Source organism: Anaerotruncus colihominis (assembly GCF_010206195.1).
Classification (GTDB): Bacteria; Bacillota; Clostridia; order Oscillospirales; family Ruminococcaceae; genus Anaerotruncus; species Anaerotruncus colihominis_A.
The window spans coordinates 332,850-353,383 of sequence record NZ_VIQT01000010.1 but is presented as its reverse complement, the minus strand read 5'-3'; the positions used below and the strand labels follow the sequence as shown (position 1 = coordinate 353,383).

The following is a 20,534-nucleotide window of genomic DNA, read 5'->3' as shown; positions in this document are numbered from 1 at the left end:
ATCGTGGAACGCATGACGCTTAAGGAAATCGCCGCGGCCATCGGCGCGGACGGGACATTTGAAGGCGCTGTCGGCTGCGTCTCCACCGACTCGCGCGCCTTGCCGCCGGGCTGCCTGTTTGTGGCGCTGGAGGGCGAGCGGTTCGACGGACACGATTATATCACGGCGGCGCTGCGCGGCGGGGCCGCGTGCGCCGTTGCGCATGAGCGGCGCGACTACGGCGCGGGAGCTGTCATGTACGTAAAAAATACGCAGCGCGCGCTGATGGATATCGCGCGCGCCTATCGGGCGCGTTTTGACATCCATTGCATCGGTGTCACGGGCAGCGTTGGAAAAACGACGACAAAGGATATGATCGCGGCGGTTGTATCCGCCGGATTCCAGACGCTCAAAACAGAAGGAAACCTCAACAACGAAATCGGCCTGCCAAAGACGCTGTTTGGCCTGACGCGCGGCCATGAGGCGGCTGTCGTCGAGATGGGGATGCAGGGTTTGGGAGAGATCGCCGCGTTGGCCGGCGCAGCGCGGCCGACGCTCGGCGTTATCACCAATATCGGCGTCAGCCACATTGAACAGCTCGGCAGCCGTGAAAATATCCTGAAGGCGAAGCTGGAGCTGGCCGATGCTTTGCCGGACGGCGCGCCGCTGTTTTTGTGCGGCGATGATGATCTGCTTAAAAAGGTGTCGATTCCGCGTCTGGAGGCGCGCCTTTACGGCGTCGAAAATCCCGCGTGCGCGCTGCGCGCTGCGGATATCCACGAATTGGATGCGCAGACGGCGTTCACGCTGAATTATCCCGGGGGGCAGGTCGGCGTGACCATCCCGTGCATCGGGCTGCACAATGTGCGCAACGCCGCCGCGGCCTGCGGTGTCGGGCTGGCGCTGGGCATCCCGGCGGAAAAATGCGCGGCCGCACTCGCGGCCTATATCCCGTCCGGTATGCGTCAGCGCGTGGTCCACTGGGGCAGTGTGACGGTTGTGGAGGACTGCTATAACGCCTCGCCCGATTCAATGCGCGCGGCGCTTACGACGCTTTCGGCCATGCGGTGTGGCGGCCGGCGTATCGCGGTGCTCGGCGGAATGCTGGAATTAGGCGAACTCTCGCGGGCGGCGCACCGTGAAATCGGGCGGGCCGCCGCAGCGGCGGGCGTCGATTTGCTGCTTGCATATGGCGGCGACGCCTGCTATTATAGTCAGGGCGCGAAGGAAGGCGGCGTCGAGTCCGAAACCTTCGACGACAAGACGGATTTGCTCGCGCGTCTGCGCGGCGCGCTCGGCCCGGGCGACATTGTCTGGGTAAAGGGCAGCCGCGGGATGCGCATGGAGGAAGTCCTCCAAGGACTGTATAAGGGAGAGCGCATTGATGAATAATAACACAGTGTTGATTTTGACGACTTTGATTTCCTTTGTGATCAGCGCGTCGCTTGGGATCGTCCTGATCCCATTTCTGCACAAAATCCATTTCGGACAGACAATCCTTGACATCGGCCCGGCATGGCACAAGAAAAAACAGGGCACGCCGATCATGGGCGGATTTATGTTCATCATTTCGATCCCGATCGCGGTGATCACCGGTTATATGCTGCTCAGGGCATACCAGCCGCAGCTTTTGTCAGCGCAGGGCGGCGTCAAGCTGTTTGACAGCTGGATTATGGCGATGGGCTTCGGCGCAGTCGGGTTTATGGACGACTATATCAAGGTTGTCAAAAAGCAGAACCTGGGATTGACGGCGCGTCAAAAGTATATGATGCAATTGGTCATTGCGGCGGTCTATCTGGTGATGCTCTATATGGCGGGCGACCGGTCAACCTCCGTGGCCATCCCGTTTGTCGGGCGCATCGAGCTTGGACCGCTCTACTATGTGTTCGCGCTGATTGTGATCACAGGGTTTGTCAATGCGGTCAACCTGACAGACGGCGTCGACGGGCTTTCCTCGTCGGTGACGTTTGTAAACGCTCTGGCGATGCTCGTCGTGACTGGTATCCTTGGCTTTGCCGAGACGGGCCTGGCGTCGGCGGCGCTGGCCGGCGGCCTGCTCGGCTATCTGATCTGGAACTTTTATCCGGCCAAGGTGTTCATGGGCGACACAGGCTCGCTGTTTATGGGCGGTATGGTTGTGGGGCTTGCGTTTCAGGTCGGGTTGCCGCTGCTGCTTGTGCTGACGGGCGTTATCTATTGGTGCGAGGCGCTGTCGGTCATATTGCAGGTCATCAGCTTTAAAACGACAGGCAAGCGCATCTTTAAGATGAGTCCGATTCACCATCACTTTGAATTGAGCGGCTGGAGTGAGGTACGCATCGTGGGGACCTTCGCGGCGGTCGGACTTTGCGGCGGCGCGCTTGGCGTCTGGTCGGTGCTGCTGCTGTAACGGCCGGCAGGGATATTTGAAAGGGGGCGTGCCGATGGACGCGGCACATTCGGCGGGAAAGGCCCGCAAAAAACGCATCCGCGCGGAAAGAAACGGCATCGATCTGACATTTTTGTTTCTGGTGCTGATCCTGCTTTCGATCGGCCTGATCATGATGTTTTCCGCAAGCTACGCCTCCTCCTATTACGAGACGGGCGACAGTTTCTATTACATTAAGCGTCAGCTTTTGTTCGCAGTGGTCGGCGTTGTGATGATGCTGGCCATCGCGAACATCGACTACCATATCCTGCACCGCTTCGCATTCCTGATTTATGCGGGTACGCTGTTTTTGCTTGTCGTTGTACTGATCGTGCCGACGCGAGAGGACGCCAAGCGGTGGATCAATCTGGGCTTTACAACCTTCCAGCCGTCGGAGCTGGCAAAGTTTGCGATCGTTTTGATCTTTGCGCATCTGATATCGGTCAACTATGAACGTATGAAAAACCCACGCTACGGCGTCTGGCCGTTTCTTGTGCTGCTTGGCGTCGTCGTTATGCTGATGCTGCTCGAGCCGCATCTGTCCGGCACCATCCTGATCGTTTCAATCGGCGTTGTAATGATGTTCGTCGGCGGTACAGATTTGAAATGGTTCATGCTCGGCGGCGTGCTTATCGGCGTGGCGATTGTTGCGGCGGTCCTGATACCGGGCGTCGTTCCATATGCTATGGACCGCCTCCAGTATTGGATTGACCCGTGGAGCGACCCGCAGAACAAAGGCTTTCAGACCATCCAGTCGCTCTATGCGATCGGCTCGGGCGGCCTGATGGGCGTGGGCATCGGCAACTCCCGTCAAAAGCACCTGTATCTGCCGGAGCCGCACAATGACTTTGTATTCTCCGTCGTCTGCGAGGAGCTTGGCTTCATCGGCGCGACGCTGATTATCCTGTTGTTTGTGTTGCTGATCTGGCGCGGTTACGTCGTCGCGATGCGCTGCCGCGACCGGTTCGGTTCAATGCTTGCCGTCGGGCTGACGACACAGGTGGGCGTGCAGACGGTTCTCAATATCGCCGTTGTGAGCAACACGATCCCGAATACAGGCATCAGCCTGCCGTTTTTTTCCTATGGAGGCACGGCGCTTGTCATGCTGCTGTGTGAAATGGGTGTTATCCTGTCCGTTTCACGTCAGACGAATATCGAAAAGGAGTAGAACGTTGCGCGTCTGCTCCGAAGGGAGGGTCCGCTGTGAAAATCCTGTTCGCCTGCGGCGGCACGGCGGGGCATATCAACCCGGCGCTTGCCGTGGCCGGATATATCCGTGCGAGGCGCCCTGAAACGGAAATCCTGTTTGCGGGGAATCCCAAGGGGATGGAGGCGCGGCTCGTACCGCAGGCGGGCTATGCGTTCGCTCCCATCGAGATCATGGGCTTTCAGCGTAAGCTGAGCTGGTTTAATATCCGCTATAATATACGCTCCATCGGATGCCTGATGCGTTCCTGGAAGCGCGCCAGGCAGATGATTCGCACGTTTGACCCGGATGTGATCGTCGGTACAGGCGGTTATGTAAGCGGACCGGTGCTACGTGAAGGAAGTAAGCTTGGCGTCAAAACGCTCACGCATGAGTCGAACGCTTTTCCGGGCGTGACGACAAAGCTTCTGGCGCGCACGGCCGATAAGGTGCTCATTTCCGTTGAGGAGGCGCGGCGTTTTCTGCCATCCGGACGCGATTATATCGTCAGCGGCAACCCCGTGCGCGAACAGATCATATTTGCCGACCGTGAAAAGGCGCGTGCGCGCCTGGGAATCGGCGGCAGAATCTGCATTGTTTCGTTTGGCGGCAGCCTCGGCGCGCGCCGCATCAATGAGGCGGTCGCGGGGCTGATGGCCTGGGAGCAGGCGCGCGGCGGCGTCTATCACATCCACGCGACAGGCTCCTATGAAAAGGACCGGTTCCCGCAGCAGCTCGCGGCGGCCGGCGTCGACCCGAAAGCGCCCGGATTGGATATCAGGACCTACATCGACGATATGCCCGACTGCCTTGCGGCGGCCGATCTTGTTATCTCGCGCGCGGGCGCGATGACGCTCAGCGAGCTGGAGGCCAGCGGCACGGCCTGCGTGCTGATCCCGTCCCCGAATGTGGCCGAAAACCACCAGTATCACAACGCCAAGGTGCTGGAGGAGCGCGGCGCCGCCGTTGTCATAGAGGAAAAAAACCTGTCGCCGGAGCTTTTGCGTTCCACAGTCGCAGGCCTGTGCGAGGACCCCGAAACGCTGCGCCGTCTGGGGAAAAACGCGCAGACGATGGCGGTGCTTGACGCCAACGAACGAATTTACAGGGAAATTATATCTTTGATCGGATAAATAGGCGTCCGCCCCTTATCACCACCCGTGCCCGAGCGGCATAGGATGGTTTTGCAAGGGCTTCCCGTACCCTTGCGAAAAGCGAAAGGGTGCGTGAAGATGGCTGAATTTATCATCGAAGGGAAGCGCCGGCTGGAAGGAAGCCTCGCCGTACATGGGGCGAAGAACTCCGCGCTTCCGATTTTGGCGGCCACGCTGCTGCCTGGAGACTGTGTGATACATAATTGCCCCCGGCTTACCGACGTCGACGCGGCCTGCAACATTCTGCGGCATCTCGGCTCCGAGACAGAGCGCGCCGGCACAAGTATTCATGTTGGCGCAGGCGAAGGCTGCCGCTGCTGTATCCCAGATGAGCTGATGCGCCGTATGCGCTCGTCGATCGTCTTCCTTGGCGCGATCATCGCCAAATGTGGCCGTGCGCGTATTTCCATGCCCGGTGGCTGCGAATTAGGGCCGCGCCCGATCGACCTGCATCTGGCCGCTCTTGAAAAGCTTGGCGTGACGATTGAGGAGGATCACGGTTATCTGGAGTGCACTGTCCGCGACCGGCTGCGCGGCGCGCGGATTGCCTTGCCGTTTCCCAGCGTCGGCGCGACGGAAAACGTCATGATCGCCGCCACGCTTGCCGAGGGGGAAACGGTGATTAAAAATGCGGCGCGAGAGCCGGAGATCAGCGATCTGGCGGTATTTCTCAATGCCTGCGGCGCGCGTGTGCGTATCACGGCGGATGGGGATTTACACATTACAGGCGTCAAAGAGCTACATACGGCCGAGCATCGAGTGATTCCGGACCGCATCGCGGCGGCGACTTACCTTTCGGCCGCTGCTGCGACAGGTGGGGATGTGGAGCTGACCAATGTCTGTACAGAGCATTTGGCGGCGGTGCTGCCCTGCTTTGAGGAGATGGGCTGCGTGCTGCACATCGCGCCCGATAAGGTGCGCCTGTGCGCGCCAAAGCGCCTGCATCCGCTTCGTTCTGTGCGCACAATGCCTTATCCAGGTTTCCCGACCGACGCGCAGTCGCCGCTGATGGCGGCAGCCTGCCTAGCCGATGGAAACAGCGTCTTTATTGAAAATATCTTTGAAAGCCGTTATAAACATGTTCCGGAACTTGCCCGTATGGGTGCGGATATCAAGGTGGAGGGACGTGTCGCGCTTGTGCAGGGCGTGCCGAAGCTGCACAGCGCAGACGTGCGCTGTACCGATCTGCGCGGCGGAGCAGCGATCGCCATTGCGGCGCTTTCGGCGGACGGAGAGACACGGTTAAGTGATATTGGGCATATCGACCGCGGATATGAACAATTTGAGGAAAATCTTAAAAAAATCGGCGCCAAAATTCGGAGAGGAGCATAACTTATTTGCCTAAATGTATATGACGTGTTATAATATGCGCAGAGCAACCAATAAAACTGTTTGCAGCCGCCATCCGGCGGCGCGGCGAATTGCCGCGTGGGCTTTGGTGTGCGCGCCGCTTTTTTAAGCGGCGCGGCGAACAAGCGGATACCGCGCCGCGGCATCCGCTGACGCCCCTGTTTGCGCCAAAGCGGAGAAGCTTATATATAAACGGCGGGTCGACAAATTCGCCGTGAAATCGCGGCCGTTTAGCGGTATACTGTCTTCTGGCGGGTCTGTTGACAAAGCCGCGTCTGAAAAGGCACAGCCGCTTGATTCCAGCGCTTTTGACAAAATACTTGCCGGGCCGCAACGGCTTGCCCGAGCTTTTGGTTCAGGACCTGGTTGAGAGAAGCTGCCTTGTTTTCGTAAACAGCAGGGAACAAAGGACAGAAAACACAGGAACCGATTTAAGGCTTGTTTGAAAAATTCGCAAATTTTGATTTTTCAAACAGCCCCTGGATTCCTTTTGATACATATTCACACAAAGAACGGTGTTTTCGATTTTAAGCAGCCTCCCAATCCGCCGAAAAACAATCATTTTTGGCGATTCCTTGCTTGTCGACAGCCCCTGGCGGCACATATTGAGCGGTGCGCGGGAGCCAGATCTTGGAGGACGCGCAATGAAACAAAAAATCATATCCTTCGGCGGCCCTATCCGGCGTGCTTCGCCGGATCGCAACAGGGCCGCCGCAGCGGTCAACGCGCGCCGGCGGCGTAAACGTGCTGGCCGCCAAACCCTGCATTACATACTGATATTGCTGGCAGCGGCGGCGATCATGCTGCTTTTATCCCTAACGGTGTTGTTTCGCGTTGAGACGATCGAGGTCACGGGCTCGACACGGTATGCTGCGGGCGAGCTGCTTGACGCGTTGGGCGTACAGGTTGGGGACAACCTGTTTCGCGTCAGCGCGCGCGGGGTGGAAAAGCGTTTAACCGAAAAGTTTCCATATGTACAGTCCGTAAAGCTGCACCGCGTCCTGCCGGCCAAGCTGGTCGTTGAGATCACACAGGCCAGGCCGTTGGGCGCGGTGGAAACGGCGGGCGGATATGTCGTTATCGGCCGCGACGGCCGCGTACTGGAAATCGGCGCTCAGGCTGTACCCGACGGCGTCATGATTATTTCAGGTATGTACCTTTACCAGCCGCAGATTGGGCGTGTGCTCGGCCAGGGGTATTCGGGGGATGAACAGAAGCAGGCGGCGCTTGAGAAGGAAGCTTTCAAGATGCTGTCCCTGCTCAGCGATGCGATTGCCCAGACGGAGTTCGAAAAAATTACGTTTGTGGATTTTACGGACAGGCTCAATATGCTGCTCATCTATGACAATCGCGTGATTTTGGAGTTGGGCACAGAGGCGGATCTGCCGTACAAGCTGCGCTTTGCAAAAAATGTGCTTGAATCAGAGCTGGAAAGCTCGTTTACAGGTACGCTTGATGTGTCGCTCGCTCCGACAAAGAAGACCGTTTACGCGCTGCCGGGCGATATCACGGCGGAGCTTGAGAAGCGCCGTGCGAGCGCCGCTGTACAACAGGAGCAGGCGGAACCGGACAGCAGCGCTCCAGCCACATCATCCGAGCCGGCTGATCCAAGCCTGGCTGTCGTGCCGGGAACGGCGCCCGCCTCCTCTCAGGAGGAAAATGTTTCTTCTAGTGCGGATGAACAAAGCCAGGCTTCATCGGCGGTTGATGATTTTCTCGCTGTGATTCCGGGGACAGCCCCTTCCGCCGTGAAGGATCCGGCTGCTTCATCGTCGTCCGCATCGGAAAGTGCGGAGTAGATTTTGTGAAAAAATTTACATAGGGCCAGTGGAGCGGCTGGCAGCATTTTGGTGAAAAACAATCAAGGGAAATATTACATTTTGCCTTCCGGGGATCGATTGCTATTGATTTGCTCCAGTGAATCTGGTAAAATAATATCTAATAGTACATGTGCGGTATAGGCCCGTTTGCTGAGGGACGGCACCCGCTGGATAGTATTACGATGGGGGAACAGCGATGTTAATGAACTTCGACATGGCGAACGACGATGCGGAGAATGTCGTATCGATCAAGGTGGTCGGTGTCGGCGGTGGCGGCGGAAACGCCATCAATCGGATGGTGCAGTCCGGTATGCGAAGCGTGGAATTTATTTCCATTAATACCGATAACCAGGCGCTGATCCGCTCACAGGCTACATATAAGCTTCATATCGGGGATAAGCTCACGCGCGGTAAGGGCGCGGGTGGGAACCCTGAAAAAGGCCAGCGCGCCGCCGAAGAAAGCAGGGATGAGATCGCTGCGGCCCTCAAGGGCACCGATATGGTCTTTATCACAGCCGGAATGGGCGGCGGTACTGGTACAGGCGGCGCTCCGGTTGTGGCTGAGGTCGCGCACGAAATGGGAATCCTTACTGTCGGTATTGTTACCAAGCCGTTTTTGTTTGAGGGCAAGCGCCGCATGGATCAGGCTGAGATGGGCGTCACGGCGCTGCGCGAGCATGTGGACGCGCTGCTCGTCATTCCAAATGAGCGCCTCAAGCTGATTTCCGAGGAAAAGATTACGCTTCAGAACGCGTTTTCCGCTGCGGACGATGTGCTCAAGCAGGGCGTACAGAGCATCTCAGACCTTGTGAATATCCCCGGCGTGGTTAACCTCGACTTTGCCGACGTTACCGCAATCATGAAGGACGCCGGCTATGCGCATATGGGCGTCGGCAGCGCTTCCGGCAAGGATAAGGCGCGGGCCGCCGCTGAAAAGGCGATTTCCTCGCCGCTTCTGGAGACTTCCATCAATGGCGCGAAGGGTGTGATTGTCAATATTACGGCGTCGCCCGATATCGATCTGGACGATATCGACGTCGCTTCGTCGATGATCCATGATGCGGCGCACCCCGATGTCAATCTGATCTGGGGCGCCACGTTTGACGAGACGCTTCAGGACGAAATGCGTATCACAGTAATCGCAACCGGCTTTGACAACGATAAGAATTTTATCCTGCCCAATTATAATTTCGGCGGACGCTCGGCCCCGGCAGGGAAAAAGGGTGCGGCTCCCGCTGCGCAGACGCAGACACAGCCGGAGCCGGAAACCAGCAGCGATGACGATGATAATTTCTTCGACATTCTGTCAATATTCAACAACAAGAAAAACTAACCGCAAAAAGAGAGTATTGCCAGAGACGGTGATGCTCTCTCTTTTTGTAAAATCCATGTAAACGCCCCGCGGCGCGGGTACGGAAGGGGAACGGACAGATGAACGAACAGAACAGGCCGATTTTATATCATAACCGCGAACTGAGCTGGCTTAAATTCAATCAACGTGTGCTTGAGCAGGCCGATGAAGCGTCGATCCCGCTGCTGGAGCGATTGAAATTCATATCCATCTTTGGCAGCAATCTCGATGAATTTTTCATGATCCGCGTCGGCACCCTGACGGACGCGTCGATGATTGAGCCGGATACAGTCGACAATAAAAGCGGCATGAATCCTGTTGAGCAGTTGGAAGCGATCTTTACGCAGACGCGCGCATTAATCGCCCGCAAGGACGAAACATATCGCCGGCTGGCTGCCGATATGGCGCGAGAGGGCATCCGCCATCTCGATATCGATGCGCTTGATAATGAGCAAACGGCGTTTCTGGAGGAATATTTTCGCACGGAGGTCATGCCGATGCTCTCGCCGCAGATCATCGACAAGCACCATCCGTTCCCGTTTTTAAAAAACAAGGAGACATATATCTGTACGCAGCTCCAGACAAAGGGCGAGTTTGTCAAGCTGGCGATCATCCCGGTTTCCGGGTTTGACCGCATTATATATCTGCCGTTTGACATCAATAAATTCGTGCTGCTGGAGGAGCTGGTGCTCAAATACTGCGAACACATTTTTTCGGGATATGTCGTTGTAGCCAAAACGATTTTCCGGGTGACGCGAAACGCGGATATTAATGTCGACGAGGCGCTTTACGACCACGATATGGATTACCGCAGCGTCATGGAGGAGATGGTCAAAAGCCGCCGCAAACTGATGCCGGTTCGTCTGGAGTTTCAGGGTGGCGCCAACGACGCGGTAATCGAGCAGCTTTGCCGCAAGCTGGAGCTTTCGCGCGACCGCGTATTCTTTAATGTGACGCCGCTCGATATGTCATTTGGCTTCGCGCTGTGCAGCAAGATGGAACGGCGCGGGCTCAAGCAGTTTTTTTATCCTCCGCTGATCCCACAGGACAGCGAGATGGTGCAGCCCGGCAAGCCGCTGATTCCACAGATCGAAGATCACGATATCATATTGTCGTATCCGTTTGAGAGCATGAAGCCGTTCATCGCGCTAGTGCTCGAAGCGGCCGACGACCCAGCGGTTATGTCGATCAAAATGACGCTGTACCGAGTCGCGCGTGAAAGCCAGATCGTGGCCGCGCTGATCAAGGCTGCGGAAAACGGCAAGGAGGTCCATGTCGTCGTTGAACTGCGCGCCCGCTTTGATGAGGAAAACAATATCATCTGGTCCAAACGGCTTGAGGAGGCCGGCGTCAATGTCGTCTATGGGCTTGGTCAGTATAAGGTGCATTCCAAGCTGCTTGTCATTACACGGCGTGTCGGCGACAAGACGAGTTTCATCACGCAGGTGGGCACGGGTAATTACAATGAGAGCACCGCGCGCCAGTATACGGATTTAAGCCTGATGACCGCCAACCGCGAATTCGGCGAGGACGGCCTGCGCATCTTTACGGGGATTTTAACGGATAATCCCGCCGACGGCACAAAGCATCTGATTGCCGCCCCGGTTACGATGAAGCCGGCGATGCTGCGCTATATCGATCGTGAAATCCGTTATGCCAACGAGGGCGAGCCGGCCGCGATCACCATCAAGATCAATTCGCTGACGGACAAGGATCTGATCGACAAGCTGATCGAAGCTTCAATGGCCGGCGTCAAAATCCGCATGGTCATCCGCGGCATCTGTTGCCTGCGTGTCGGCGTGCCTGGTTATACGGACAACATCGAGGTTGTGAGCATCGTTGGACGTTTTCTGGAGCATTCGCGTATCTATGTGTTCGGCACACCGGAGCGGTGCCGGATGTATATTTCGTCAGCCGATTTTATGACGCGCAATATGGAGCGGCGCGTCGAGGTGGCCGCCCCGATCTACGACGAGGCGATCCGGGCGCGCATCCTGCGGCTTGTAGACCTGGAATTTTCTGACAATGTCAAGGGGCGCCGCCTGTTGGAAAACGGCGAATATACACCTGTAAAGAATCAAAAGCCGCCCACAGACAGTCAGATCGATCTGTACAAAGCAGCATACATGCGCGCTGAAAACACGGCGGAGCGCCGTGCGGCGCAGCCGGTGACGCCGCGGACAGAGGGCAGGCGGAAAAAGCGCCAGGCCACGCTGCTCGAGCGGCTGCGCGGCCTGCTTGGAAAGTGAGGGGTCTGATGCTTTATTCAATTCGTCCGGTGCGCCCCGGGGACGCGCCGGGCATCAACGCCATCCGCTCGATGCGCGGTGCAATGGAAAATATGCTTGGAATGCCCTCGAACCGTGATGAGCAAGCGGAGCGTTTTCTGGCGTCGCTGGGGAGTGACGATCATTATTTTGTCGCGGTCGTCACGCTTGAGGACGGTATGGAGCAGGTGGTCGGTTCAGTCAATCTGCGCGTGGAAAGCGGCCGCATGCGCCACTCAGGCGGGATTGGACTGATGGTGCATCCCGAATTTCAGGGCCGGGGCATCGGTCGGGCGCTGCTTAACGCAGCGCTTGATATTGCCGACAACTGGCTGATGCTTGTGCGCGTGGAGCTGACTGTCTTTACAGATAATGCGCGCGCCATCGCGCTGTATCAGTCGGCCGGTTTCGAGGTCGAAGGGACCAGGCGCATAGGCGCGATTCGCAACGGCGCATATGTCGATGAATACTATATGGGCCGTATCCGTCAAAGCTGCGCGCAGGAGGAAAAAACGCAGGGCGCTTGACAAACGGCGCATAAAACGGTTAAACTGGAGTATGATTGATAGAAAACCCCCGCGTCCAGATAACAGGCGCGGGGGCGATGTTTGACGCGATGCGTCCGCAGACTATGGCAGTGACGGAGGCTGACAGATGCCAAAAAAAACGACTACAGATTACGGAAACGACAGTATTTCGTCGCTCAAGGGCGCTGACCGCGTGCGCAAACGCCCAGGTGTTATCTTCGGCTCGGACGGGCTTGAGGGATGCCAGCACGCGATGTTTGAAATCCTCTCGAATTCCATTGACGAGGCGCGCGAGGGGCATGGGAATAAAATTCTGATCACACGTTACCTCGACCGGTCCATTGAGATCGAGGACTTTGGCCGCGGGATCCCGGTTGATTTCAACCAGCGCGAGGGCCGGTACAATTGGGAGCTGGTGTTCTGCGAGCTGTACGCCGGCGGCAAATACCAGACGAACGAGGGCGAAAGCTACGAATACTCGCTCGGGCTTAACGGCCTGGGCCTTTGTGCGACACAGTATGCGTCTGAATATATGGACGTGGAGATTTACCGCGACGGCATGAAGTATACGCTTCATTTTGAACACGGCGAAAATGCGGGGGGCCTGCACAAGGAGGAGACGCGCCGCAAACAGACCGGGTCGAAAATCCGATGGAAGCCCGATTTACAGGTGTTTACCGAGATCGATATCCCGCTTGAGTTTTATATGGATACGATCAAGCGCCAGGCGGTCGTCAATGACGGCGTAACGTTTATCCTGAGAAATGAAACGGATTCCGGTTTTGAGGAGACGACGTTTCGCTATGAAAACGGCATCGTCGACTATGTGACGGAGCTTGCCGGGGAGGAGCCGCTTACGCCGGTTCAATTCTGGAAGGCTGAGCGGCGCGGGCGCGACCGCGAGGACAAACCGGAATATAAAGTGCGGCTGTCGGTTGCATTCTGCTTTTCCAACCGAGTCAAACGGTGTGAATATTACCACAATTCAAGTTGGCTGGAATACGGCGGTTCGCCGGAGCGCGCCGTCAAGCTTGCATTTGTTTATATGATAGACGGCTATATCAAAAACGCTGGCAAATACCAGAAGGGTGAAAGCAAAATTACGTTTGCCGACGTCGAAGATTGCCTTGTGCTTGTCTCATCGAGCTTTTCAACGCAGACCTCCTATGAGAACCAGACAAAAAAGGCGATCACAAATAAATTCATCTATGAGGCGATGAACGATTTCCTGCGCCATCAGATGGAGGTTTATTTCCTCGAAAATCCCGATGAGGCGGCCCGTATCGCCGAGCAGGTGCTCATCAACAAGCGCAGCCGTGAAAATGCGGAGCGCACGCGGCTCAACCTGAAAAAGAAGCTGGCCGGCACGGTCGATATGTCCAACCGTGTGCAGAAGTTTGTGGACTGCCGCACAAAGGACGTATCGCGCCGCGAGATCTACATCGTGGAGGGCGACAGCGCGCTCGGCTCCTGCAAGCTCGGCCGCGACAGTGAGTTTCAGGCGATCATCCCGGTGCGCGGAAAAATCCTCAACTGTCTGAAAGCGGAATACGATAAGATATTTAAAAACGATATCATTGTCGATATCTTCAAGGTGCTCGGCTGTGGCGTTGAGGTCACGACGAAATCAAACAAGGATTTTTCCTCGTTTGACCTGGAAGGGCTGCGGTGGAACAAAATTGTCATCTGCACCGACGCGGATGTCGACGGGTTCCAGATCCGCACGCTGATTTTAACGATGCTGTTCCGCCTGGCGCCGACGCTTATTGAGCGCGGGCGCGTCTACATCGCGGAATCGCCGCTGTATGAGATCACAACGAAGGACAAGACGTATTTTGCCTATACCGAGCAGGAAAAAGCGCATGCGCTCGCCCAGATCGGCGACGCCAAATATACAATCCAGCGTTCAAAGGGGCTTGGCGAGAACGAGCCGGATATGATGTGGCTGACGACGATGAACCCGGAGACGCGCCGCCTGATCCGTGTCACGCCGTCGCAGGCGCAGGAGACGTCCGACATGTTCGACCTGCTGCTTGGCGACAACCTGGCCGGGCGCAAGGAATTTATCGCCGAAAACGGAAGCCGCTATCTTGAGATGGCGGATATTTCGTGAGCCGCGGCCGTTTTAATTGAGGTGCAGACATGGCAGCAAAACGCCAAAAGAAAGAACCGAAAAAAAGTGTGAACACGTCGGCGGTCATTGAAAATGCCGGCGTGCTGATCGAGCAGCCGATCGTATCGACGCTTGAGGAAAATTACATGCCGTATGCGATGAGCGTCATTGTTTCGCGCGCCATCCCGGAGATCGACGGCTTTAAACCGTCGCACCGCAAGCTGCTCTACACAATGTATAAGATGGGCCTGCTCACTGGGGCGCGCACAAAGTCGGCCAATGTCGTCGGCGCGACGATGAAGCTCAACCCCCACGGCGACCAGGCGATTTATGAGACGCTTGTGCGCATGTCGCGCGGCTGCGAGGCGCTTTTGCATCCGTATGTCGACAGCAAGGGAAACTTCGGCAAGGCGTACAGCCGCGACATGGCCTACGCCGCCTCGCGCTACACGGAGGTCAAGCTCGATCCGATCGCAAACGAGCTGTTCCGCGACATCGACGAGGACACCGTCGATATGGTCGATAACTACGACAATACGATGAAGGAACCGACGCTGTTTCCGGTGACGTTCCCATCGGTGCTTGTCAACTCCAACATCGGTATTGCCGTCGGCATGGCCAGCTCGATCTGCCCGTTTAATCTCGCAGAGGTCTGCGAGACAACGATCGCGGTGCTGAAAAATTCGGAGCATGACCTGCTTGAGACGCTGCACGCGCCCGATTTCCCGGGCGGCGGCTATATCGTCTATGACGAACAGGCGCTCCGCCGGATTTACGACACAGGGCGCGGCGGTATCCGCGTGCGCGCGCGCTATACGTATGACCGCGCCAACAACTGTATCGATGTTACAGAAATCCCGCCGACAGCGACCGTCGAGGCGATCATGGACAAGGTGGTCGACCTGGTGAAGGCGGGTAAGATCCGCGAGATCTCGGATATGCGCGATGAGACGGATTTAAATGGGCTGAAGCTGACCTTTGATCTCAAGCGCGGCGTCGACCCTGACCGCCTGATGCAGCGGCTCTTTAAGCTGACGCCTCTGGAGGATTCGTTCTCCTGCAACTTTAACGTTTTGATCGGCGGGATGCCGCGCGTCTGCGGCGTGCGCACGCTGATCGAGGAATGGGCGGCGTTTAGAAGTGAATGTGTGCGCCGGCGCGTGTTCCGCCAGCTGAACAAGAAAAAGGAAAAGCTGCATCTGCTGGAGGGCCTGTCCAAGATTCTGCTTGATATCGATAAGGCCGTGCGGATTGTGCGGGAGACGCAGGAGGAACGCGAAGTTGTGCCGAACCTGATGATTGGCTTTGGTATCGACGAGATGCAGGCCGAGTATGTCGCGGAGATCCGTCTGCGCCAGCTCAACCGGGAGCATATTCTCAAGCGCACGGAGGAAATCGGCCAGCTTCGCGAGGACATCGCGGAGATGGAATCGATTTTGGAGCACCGCGAAAAAATCCGCGCGATCATTATTTCCGAGCTGGAAACTGTCGGAAAGAAGTATGCAAAGCCGCGCCGGAGCCTGCTTTATTATCCAACGGAGGGCGAGGATGAAGCAGGGGAGGAGCCGGCGCCGGATTACGCCGTTCATCTGTTTTTTACGCGTGAGGGTTATTTTAAAAAGATCACGCCGCAATCGCTGCGCATGAGCGGCGAGCATAAGCTCAAGGAGGGCGACGCGATCACGCAGGCGGCGGAGGCGACCAACAACAGCGATCTGCTGTTCTTCACCGACCGCGGGCAGGTCTACAAGGCCAAAGCAAGCGATTTTGACGATACAAAGGCAAGCGTGATGGGCGATTATATCCCGGCGCGCCTTGGCATGGACGAGGGCGAGAGCGCCGTTTATATGGCGGTGACAGCCGACTATGCCGGGTATATGCTGTTCGTTTTCCAAAATGGCAAGGCCGCCAAGGTCGACCTGGCCGGATACGCGACAAAAACAAACCGTAAAAAGCTTGTCGGCGCTTACAGCATGGCGGCGCCGCTGGCCGGAATTTTCCAGTTGGCGCAGGATGCGGAGTATCTTTTGACCTCGTCGGCCGGGCGCATGTTGATCGTGCATACGGGTGCGGTCGCTGCCAAGACGACGCGTTCGACGCAGGGCGTCGCCGTGATGACACTGAAAAAGAACAATTTTGTCGAGCAGGTGCGCCCGTTTGAGGAGGGGATGGTAGCAAATCCCCATCGGTTCCGCACCAAGACGCTGCCGGCTGCCGGCGCGCTGCCCCGCGCGGAGGACGCCGGGGAGCAGCTCACGCTTGGATAAAAAACAAAAGCCGGACGGCAGAGGCCGTCCGGCTCGGGTTTTATCCCCGTGCAAACGCAAGGTTCGAGGTAAAAACCAAGCTTAGTATACGCATCCCCGCAGAAAACATACACGCGGCAAAAATTTTCCAAACGGGTTGCAATTGCCGCTGTAATCTGTTATAATTTTATCTGTTATCTATTTGGGTACGATGGAATCGGAGGTTGAAAATATGGGTGTGATTGAAGTGATCGGCGGCGTCATCCTTCTGGTGGCCGCTGTGATTGTGATTGTGTCAGCTATGCTTCAGGAGGGCAAGCAGGGCGCTTTAAACGCGCTGGCCGGCTCCAATGAGTCGTCTTATCTGGGCAAAAACAAAAACAGAAGCTTTCAGGCGACTTTGGTGCGTGTCACAAAATATTTTGGCATCGTTTTTATGGTCGTGACGCTGGCTGTCTATTTTATCAGCGCCGCGCTCAAGTAATACAGATTAAAAAGGCTTCCGCCACGGCGGAAGCCTTTTTTAATACGCCGCGTGTTCCGGCAGGAGGGCTTACGTGCGGCAAAAGGGCGTGACGGTTTTGACAAGCGTTTCATGCTCGCAGAATTCCTCGAAGAAGCGCTCGCCCGTGCCAGCGAAGCCGCATTTTTCATAGAAGGGCACAGCATAAAGCTGCGCGCCAAGCACAATTTTTTCGGCGCCCTGTTCACAGGCGGCGGCTTCGAGGCGATCCATCAACAGACGGCCGAGCTGACGGCCGCGATACTGCTTTAAAACGGCGATACGCCCAATATGAAACGCACCGTGTTCATCACGGTAAACGCGCCCGGTCGCGGCCGGCTTGCCGTCAATATAGACGATCATATGATCAGAAATGGCGTCGAATGCGTCCGCATCCGGGATTGTGAAGCCCTGTTCCTTTGTGAATACCTCGTCGCGGACGAAAAAGGCGTCGGAAAGATCGTCCCTGCCGTTTAAGAAGCGGATTTCCATAAACGTCCTCCAAAAGCGCCGCCAACCGGCTGCACAGGGCATGGCCGCATCGTTGGCGGCAGCTATGCTTTGGACGTGCGGTTTGCTTCGGTCCGGCGTGCGCGTTAATTTTACTGTTCCATTATACGCTGTCATACCTGGAAAATCAACCGCAGCGCCAGCATCAGAATGACGCCGGGAATTCCGAGAATGGTTGCAATTGAAACAGATATGGGGCCGGGAACGATTGTGACGCCGGTAAAGGCGCTGAGATAGGCGACGCTGAACAGCGCCAGGTTGCCGGTGACGGCGGAGAAAAGAAGCGCGCGCAGAAATTTGCCGGAACGCCAGAGCGCAACCAGGACGGCGATGCACGTGGCTCCAGCCGCGGCAAGCAGCAGGGATTGGGACATCATTGATACCTCCGCTCTGGGCGGCTCTTGAGCCGCCCGCATGTCAGCCGCCTTAAATCCGGCGCTCCGGCTTTAAGGCGGGCTTCTGTCAAAAGCATATGCGCGCGGACATGCAAAAAGACCGCCCTGTATGGGGGCGGTCTGGATTTGCAGGCGCATAGAGAGGGAGCCTGTAAGCCGGGTTCTGTCGTGGACGACGATCTTTCTTGGCCGCGCGTCGCCGCGCGGCTCCAGCCGCCTTTCGGGACCCGGCGGGCAGCCGCATTGTCCCAGTTGGCGTTGCTTCGGATAGGGTTTACATGGCAATGCGGTTGCCCGCATTCCGGTGAGCTCTTACCTCGCCTTTCCATCCTTACCGCAAAAGCGCGGCGGTATCTTTCTGTTGCACTTTCCCTCGGGTCGCCCCGGCCTGCCGTTAGCAGGTATCCCGCCCTGTGAAGCCCGGACTTTCCTCACGCCCATGGGGCGCGCCGCCGTCCGGCCCGCTCTCTATACATGTTTCATTGTACTATAAATTGGGCCTGGGCGTCAACAGAAGATTTTTCTCCTGCAAAATAGCCTTGCAATCCATGTGAATTCGGAGGAAAAATCTAAAAAACTGCAATATTTGTATTGCATTGTTGCAATTTGTTCCGTATAATAAAAAAGAAGGGAACAGAAACAAGGACTCTTGTTTTGTCAATATAGTGCGTTAAATTGATAGCTTGTAAAATTGCTGTGCGGTATTTTCCAAGCCGCAGCCTGGTTTGTTCAAGACGCCGAAATTGTGGTAAAATTTTTGACAATACAGTATATCCATGCTATGATTGAAAAAAATTTTATAATACAATGGACGCAATCAATAAAGGAGTGTTCGATATGATGGAGATCAAGGTCATGCTGACCGACCATCCCAAGGCCAAGCCCGACGAAAATAATCTCGGCTTTGGCCATATCTTTACTGACCACATGTTCCTAATGGATTATACCGCCGATCAGGGGTGGCATGATCCGCGCATTGTGCCATATGGGCCGATTCCGATGGATCCGTCGTCATCGTGCTTTCATTATGCGCAGGAAATTTTTGAGGGCATGAAGGCGTATCGTACCGCCGAGGGAAAAATCCAGTTCTTCCGCCCTGGTCAGAACTTTAAACGCCTGAACACCTCCTGCGAACGTATGGTTGTGCCGAAGCTTGACGAGGAGCTTCTGATGGAAGGGCTCAGGCAGCTTGTTACAATCGACAAAGATTGGGTCCCCTCCGCGCCGGGAACGTCGCTGTATATCCGCCCCTTCGTGATCGCCAACCAGGAGGTCCTGGGCGTGCATCCGTCGACACATTATATCTATTGTGTCATTCTTTCGCCGTCAGGCGCCTATTATGCGGGCGGTATCAACCCGGTGCGTATCTATGTCGAGACGAAATATGTCCGCGCGTCGCGCGGCGGCATGGGCGCTTACAAAACGGGCGGAAATTACGCAGCTTCCCTGATCGCACAGGAGGAGGCCGAAAAGCAGGGCTATTCGCAGGTTCTTTGGCTTGACGGCGTTGAGCGCAAGTATGTCGAAGAAGTCGGCTCGATGAATGTGTTCTTTAAGATCGACGGCGAGATTGTTACGCCGGAGCTTGACGGGTCAATATTGCCGGGCATCACGCGCAAATCCGTGATCCAGCTTTTGGAGTCCTGGGGGATGAAGGTGTCCGAACGCAAACTCTCCATCCATGAGCTTGAGCAGGCGGCCAGGGCCGGCAAGCTGGACGAGGCCTGGGGCACCGGCACCGCTGCGGTCATCTCCCCGATCGGTGAGCTGAAATGTGGCGATATCACCACGATCATCAATGAAAATAAGATCGGTCCTGTCAGCCAAAAGCTGTATGATACGCTGACCGATATCCAGTGGGGCCGTATCCCCGATCCGTTTGGTTGGATCACGCCCTGCTGCTGAACAGTTTCCAGTAGTCAGAAAGCCCGCTCGCCCGTTATACAGGCGGGCGGGCTTTGATTGAATGCGAGGTGACGGCATGGAGGAATATACAACGATTCGGGCGGCGGCATCCGATGAATTTGTCGAAAGGCGCTCCCGCTTTATCGGATATATCGCGCCGGTGTGTACCGAGGAGGAAGCGGCGGCCTTTGTCTCCGAAAAAAAGGCGCTCCACTGGGACGCGTCGCACAACGTCTATGCATATATTCTGCGCGAGGGACAGACGCGCCGCTATTCGGACGACGGCGAGCCGCAGGGAACAGCGGGCGTGCCGGTGCTCGAGGTGCTCCTGCGTGAGGGATTGGTTGATGTTGTAGCCGTTGTCACACGTTATTTCGGCGGCGTGCTGCTCGGCGCGGGAGGCCTTGTGCGCGCATATTCACACGCTGCCAAGCTGGCGGTCGACGCGTCCGAGCGCATGATTATGAGCGAATGCGCCGAGCTGTCGGCAGTGTTTTCATATGACCAGTACGGCCGCATTGAACGGTTGCTCGCAAAATACGGCGCCCGCACGCTGGGATCAGATTTCGCGGCGGATGTAACACTGAGCGTTCTGATGAAGGCGAATCGGGTCGAAGCGTTTCAAAAGGACCTCGCGGAGCTGACGGCGGGCCGGGTGGCGGCATGTGTGGAGGACCGCCGGTATGACTGCATCCCGTGAAAAAAATCAGATTTTGTAAGTTCCTGCCTTTTGCAAGAAATTTTTGCTTCAGGCAGGAATTTTTTTATTTGCGGAGTATAATATATTAGAACATACAATCAAAACGGGCAAAAATCTGCTGG

At 56.4% G+C, this 20,534-nt stretch carries 16 protein-coding genes and 1 other RNA gene; 14 read left to right on the top strand and 3 right to left on the bottom strand.

Translation table 11 applies throughout. From position 1 onward, the window contains the following. Window positions 1–12 precede the first annotated feature (12 nt). From FMM72_RS09535 to secG, 12 genes are all read left to right on the top strand, one after another. Window positions 13–1,371, top strand: a complete 1,359-nt coding sequence (locus FMM72_RS09535) for a UDP-N-acetylmuramoyl-tripeptide--D-alanyl-D-alanine ligase (RefSeq protein WP_243157775.1) — start codon at window positions 13–15, stop codon at window positions 1,369–1,371. Continuing rightward, window positions 1,364–2,368, top strand: a complete 1,005-nt coding sequence (gene mraY, locus FMM72_RS09530) for a phospho-N-acetylmuramoyl-pentapeptide-transferase (protein WP_162221280.1) — start codon at window positions 1,364–1,366, stop codon at window positions 2,366–2,368. Before FMM72_RS09535 ends, mraY begins: the two co-directional genes overlap by 8 nt. Before the next feature lie 34 nt (window positions 2,369–2,402). Beyond that, on the top strand, window positions 2,403–3,554 hold the full coding sequence (gene ftsW / locus FMM72_RS09525) for a putative lipid II flippase FtsW (protein WP_006876399.1): 1,152 nt from the start codon (window positions 2,403–2,405) through the stop codon (window positions 3,552–3,554). A 35-nt stretch (window positions 3,555–3,589) separates the two neighbouring features. Then, a complete protein-coding gene (gene murG, locus FMM72_RS09520; protein ID WP_162221279.1) occupies window positions 3,590–4,705 on the top strand; it encodes an undecaprenyldiphospho-muramoylpentapeptide beta-N-acetylglucosaminyltransferase in 1,116 nt (371 codons plus the stop codon). Between the two features lie 99 nt (window positions 4,706–4,804). Continuing rightward, window positions 4,805–6,058 carry a UDP-N-acetylglucosamine 1-carboxyvinyltransferase gene (gene murA / locus FMM72_RS09515; protein WP_162221278.1) on the top strand — a complete coding sequence of 418 codons (1,254 nt, stop codon included), beginning with the start codon at window positions 4,805–4,807 and terminating at the stop codon, window positions 6,056–6,058. Window positions 6,059–6,720: 662 nt separating this feature from the next. Further along, complete coding sequence (locus FMM72_RS09510) at window positions 6,721–7,875, top strand: cell division protein FtsQ/DivIB (protein ID WP_160210393.1); 1,155 nt, start codon at window positions 6,721–6,723, stop codon at window positions 7,873–7,875. Between the two features lie 217 nt (window positions 7,876–8,092). Next, on the top strand, window positions 8,093–9,229 hold the full coding sequence (ftsZ, locus tag FMM72_RS09505; protein ID WP_160210394.1) for a cell division protein FtsZ: 1,137 nt from the start codon (window positions 8,093–8,095) through the stop codon (window positions 9,227–9,229). 98 nt (window positions 9,230–9,327) lie between these two features. Next, window positions 9,328–11,496: a polyphosphate kinase 1 gene (ppk1, locus tag FMM72_RS09500; protein ID WP_160210395.1), complete on the top strand. Its 2,169-nt coding sequence runs from the start codon at window positions 9,328–9,330 to the stop codon at window positions 11,494–11,496. A gap of 8 nt (window positions 11,497–11,504) precedes the next feature. After that, a complete protein-coding gene (locus FMM72_RS09495) occupies window positions 11,505–12,041 on the top strand; it encodes a GNAT family N-acetyltransferase (RefSeq protein WP_160210396.1) in 537 nt (178 codons plus the stop codon). Window positions 12,042–12,168: 127 nt separating this feature from the next. Further along, on the top strand, window positions 12,169–14,154 hold the full coding sequence (locus FMM72_RS09490) for a DNA gyrase/topoisomerase IV subunit B (RefSeq protein ID WP_162221277.1): 1,986 nt from the start codon (window positions 12,169–12,171) through the stop codon (window positions 14,152–14,154). Between the two features lie 29 nt (window positions 14,155–14,183). After that, entirely contained in the window at window positions 14,184–16,421 is a 2,238-nt protein-coding gene (locus FMM72_RS09485) for a DNA gyrase subunit A (RefSeq protein WP_162221276.1), read from the top strand. A 211-nt stretch (window positions 16,422–16,632) separates the two neighbouring features. Then, window positions 16,633–16,884: a preprotein translocase subunit SecG gene (gene secG / locus FMM72_RS09480; protein WP_055243940.1), complete on the top strand. Its 252-nt coding sequence runs from the start codon at window positions 16,633–16,635 to the stop codon at window positions 16,882–16,884. Window positions 16,885–16,953: 69 nt separating this feature from the next. Here secG and FMM72_RS09475 read toward each other — a convergent pair whose 3' ends face one another. From FMM72_RS09475 to rnpB, 3 genes are all read right to left on the bottom strand, one after another. After that, window positions 16,954–17,394 (bottom strand): GNAT family N-acetyltransferase, encoded by a 441-nt coding sequence (locus FMM72_RS09475; RefSeq protein ID WP_162221275.1) that lies wholly within the window; start codon window positions 17,392–17,394, stop codon window positions 16,954–16,956. 131 nt (window positions 17,395–17,525) lie between these two features. Further along, window positions 17,526–17,789 (bottom strand): pro-sigmaK processing inhibitor BofA family protein, encoded by a 264-nt coding sequence (locus tag FMM72_RS09470; RefSeq protein WP_160210401.1) that lies wholly within the window; start codon window positions 17,787–17,789, stop codon window positions 17,526–17,528. A 154-nt stretch (window positions 17,790–17,943) separates the two neighbouring features. Then, window positions 17,944–18,275: RNase P RNA component class A (gene rnpB / locus FMM72_RS09465), an RNA gene on the bottom strand. Window positions 18,276–18,647: 372 nt separating this feature from the next. Here rnpB and FMM72_RS09460 point away from each other — a divergent pair. Then, a complete protein-coding gene (locus tag FMM72_RS09460; protein WP_201758572.1) occupies window positions 18,648–19,712 on the top strand; it encodes a branched-chain amino acid aminotransferase in 1,065 nt (354 codons plus the stop codon). Between the two features lie 61 nt (window positions 19,713–19,773). Beyond that, window positions 19,774–20,412: a YigZ family protein gene (locus FMM72_RS09455; RefSeq protein WP_180322907.1), complete on the top strand. Its 639-nt coding sequence runs from the start codon at window positions 19,774–19,776 to the stop codon at window positions 20,410–20,412. Window positions 20,413–20,534 lie beyond the last annotated feature (122 nt).

What these genes read in the sequence shown, in the direction of transcription:
- FMM72_RS09495 (WP_160210396.1), top strand. Translation starts at nt 11,505, where the DNA reads ATGCTTTATTCAATTCGTCCGGTGCGCCCCGGGGACGCGCCGGGCATC.
- FMM72_RS09455 (WP_180322907.1), top strand. Translation starts at nt 19,774, where the DNA reads ATGCGAGGTGACGGCATGGAGGAATATACAACGATTCGGGCGGCGGCA.
- FMM72_RS09475 (WP_162221275.1), bottom strand. Translation starts at nt 17,394, where the DNA reads ATGGAAATCCGCTTCTTAAACGGCAGGGACGATCTTTCCGACGCCTTT.
- ppk1 (WP_160210395.1), top strand. Translation starts at nt 9,328, where the DNA reads ATGAACGAACAGAACAGGCCGATTTTATATCATAACCGCGAACTGAGC.
- mraY (WP_162221280.1), top strand. Translation starts at nt 1,364, where the DNA reads ATGAATAATAACACAGTGTTGATTTTGACGACTTTGATTTCCTTTGTG.
- ftsZ (WP_160210394.1), top strand. Translation starts at nt 8,093, where the DNA reads ATGTTAATGAACTTCGACATGGCGAACGACGATGCGGAGAATGTCGTA.
- ftsW (WP_006876399.1), top strand. Translation starts at nt 2,403, where the DNA reads ATGGACGCGGCACATTCGGCGGGAAAGGCCCGCAAAAAACGCATCCGC.
- FMM72_RS09485 (WP_162221276.1), top strand. Translation starts at nt 14,184, where the DNA reads ATGGCAGCAAAACGCCAAAAGAAAGAACCGAAAAAAAGTGTGAACACG.
- secG (WP_055243940.1), top strand. Translation starts at nt 16,633, where the DNA reads ATGGGTGTGATTGAAGTGATCGGCGGCGTCATCCTTCTGGTGGCCGCT.
- murA (WP_162221278.1), top strand. Translation starts at nt 4,805, where the DNA reads ATGGCTGAATTTATCATCGAAGGGAAGCGCCGGCTGGAAGGAAGCCTC.
- FMM72_RS09470 (WP_160210401.1), bottom strand. Translation starts at nt 17,789, where the DNA reads ATGATGTCCCAATCCCTGCTGCTTGCCGCGGCTGGAGCCACGTGCATC.
- FMM72_RS09510 (WP_160210393.1), top strand. Translation starts at nt 6,721, where the DNA reads ATGAAACAAAAAATCATATCCTTCGGCGGCCCTATCCGGCGTGCTTCG.
- FMM72_RS09535 (WP_243157775.1), top strand. Translation starts at nt 13, where the DNA reads ATGACGCTTAAGGAAATCGCCGCGGCCATCGGCGCGGACGGGACATTT.
- FMM72_RS09460 (WP_201758572.1), top strand. Translation starts at nt 18,648, where the DNA reads ATGGAGATCAAGGTCATGCTGACCGACCATCCCAAGGCCAAGCCCGAC.
- FMM72_RS09490 (WP_162221277.1), top strand. Translation starts at nt 12,169, where the DNA reads ATGCCAAAAAAAACGACTACAGATTACGGAAACGACAGTATTTCGTCG.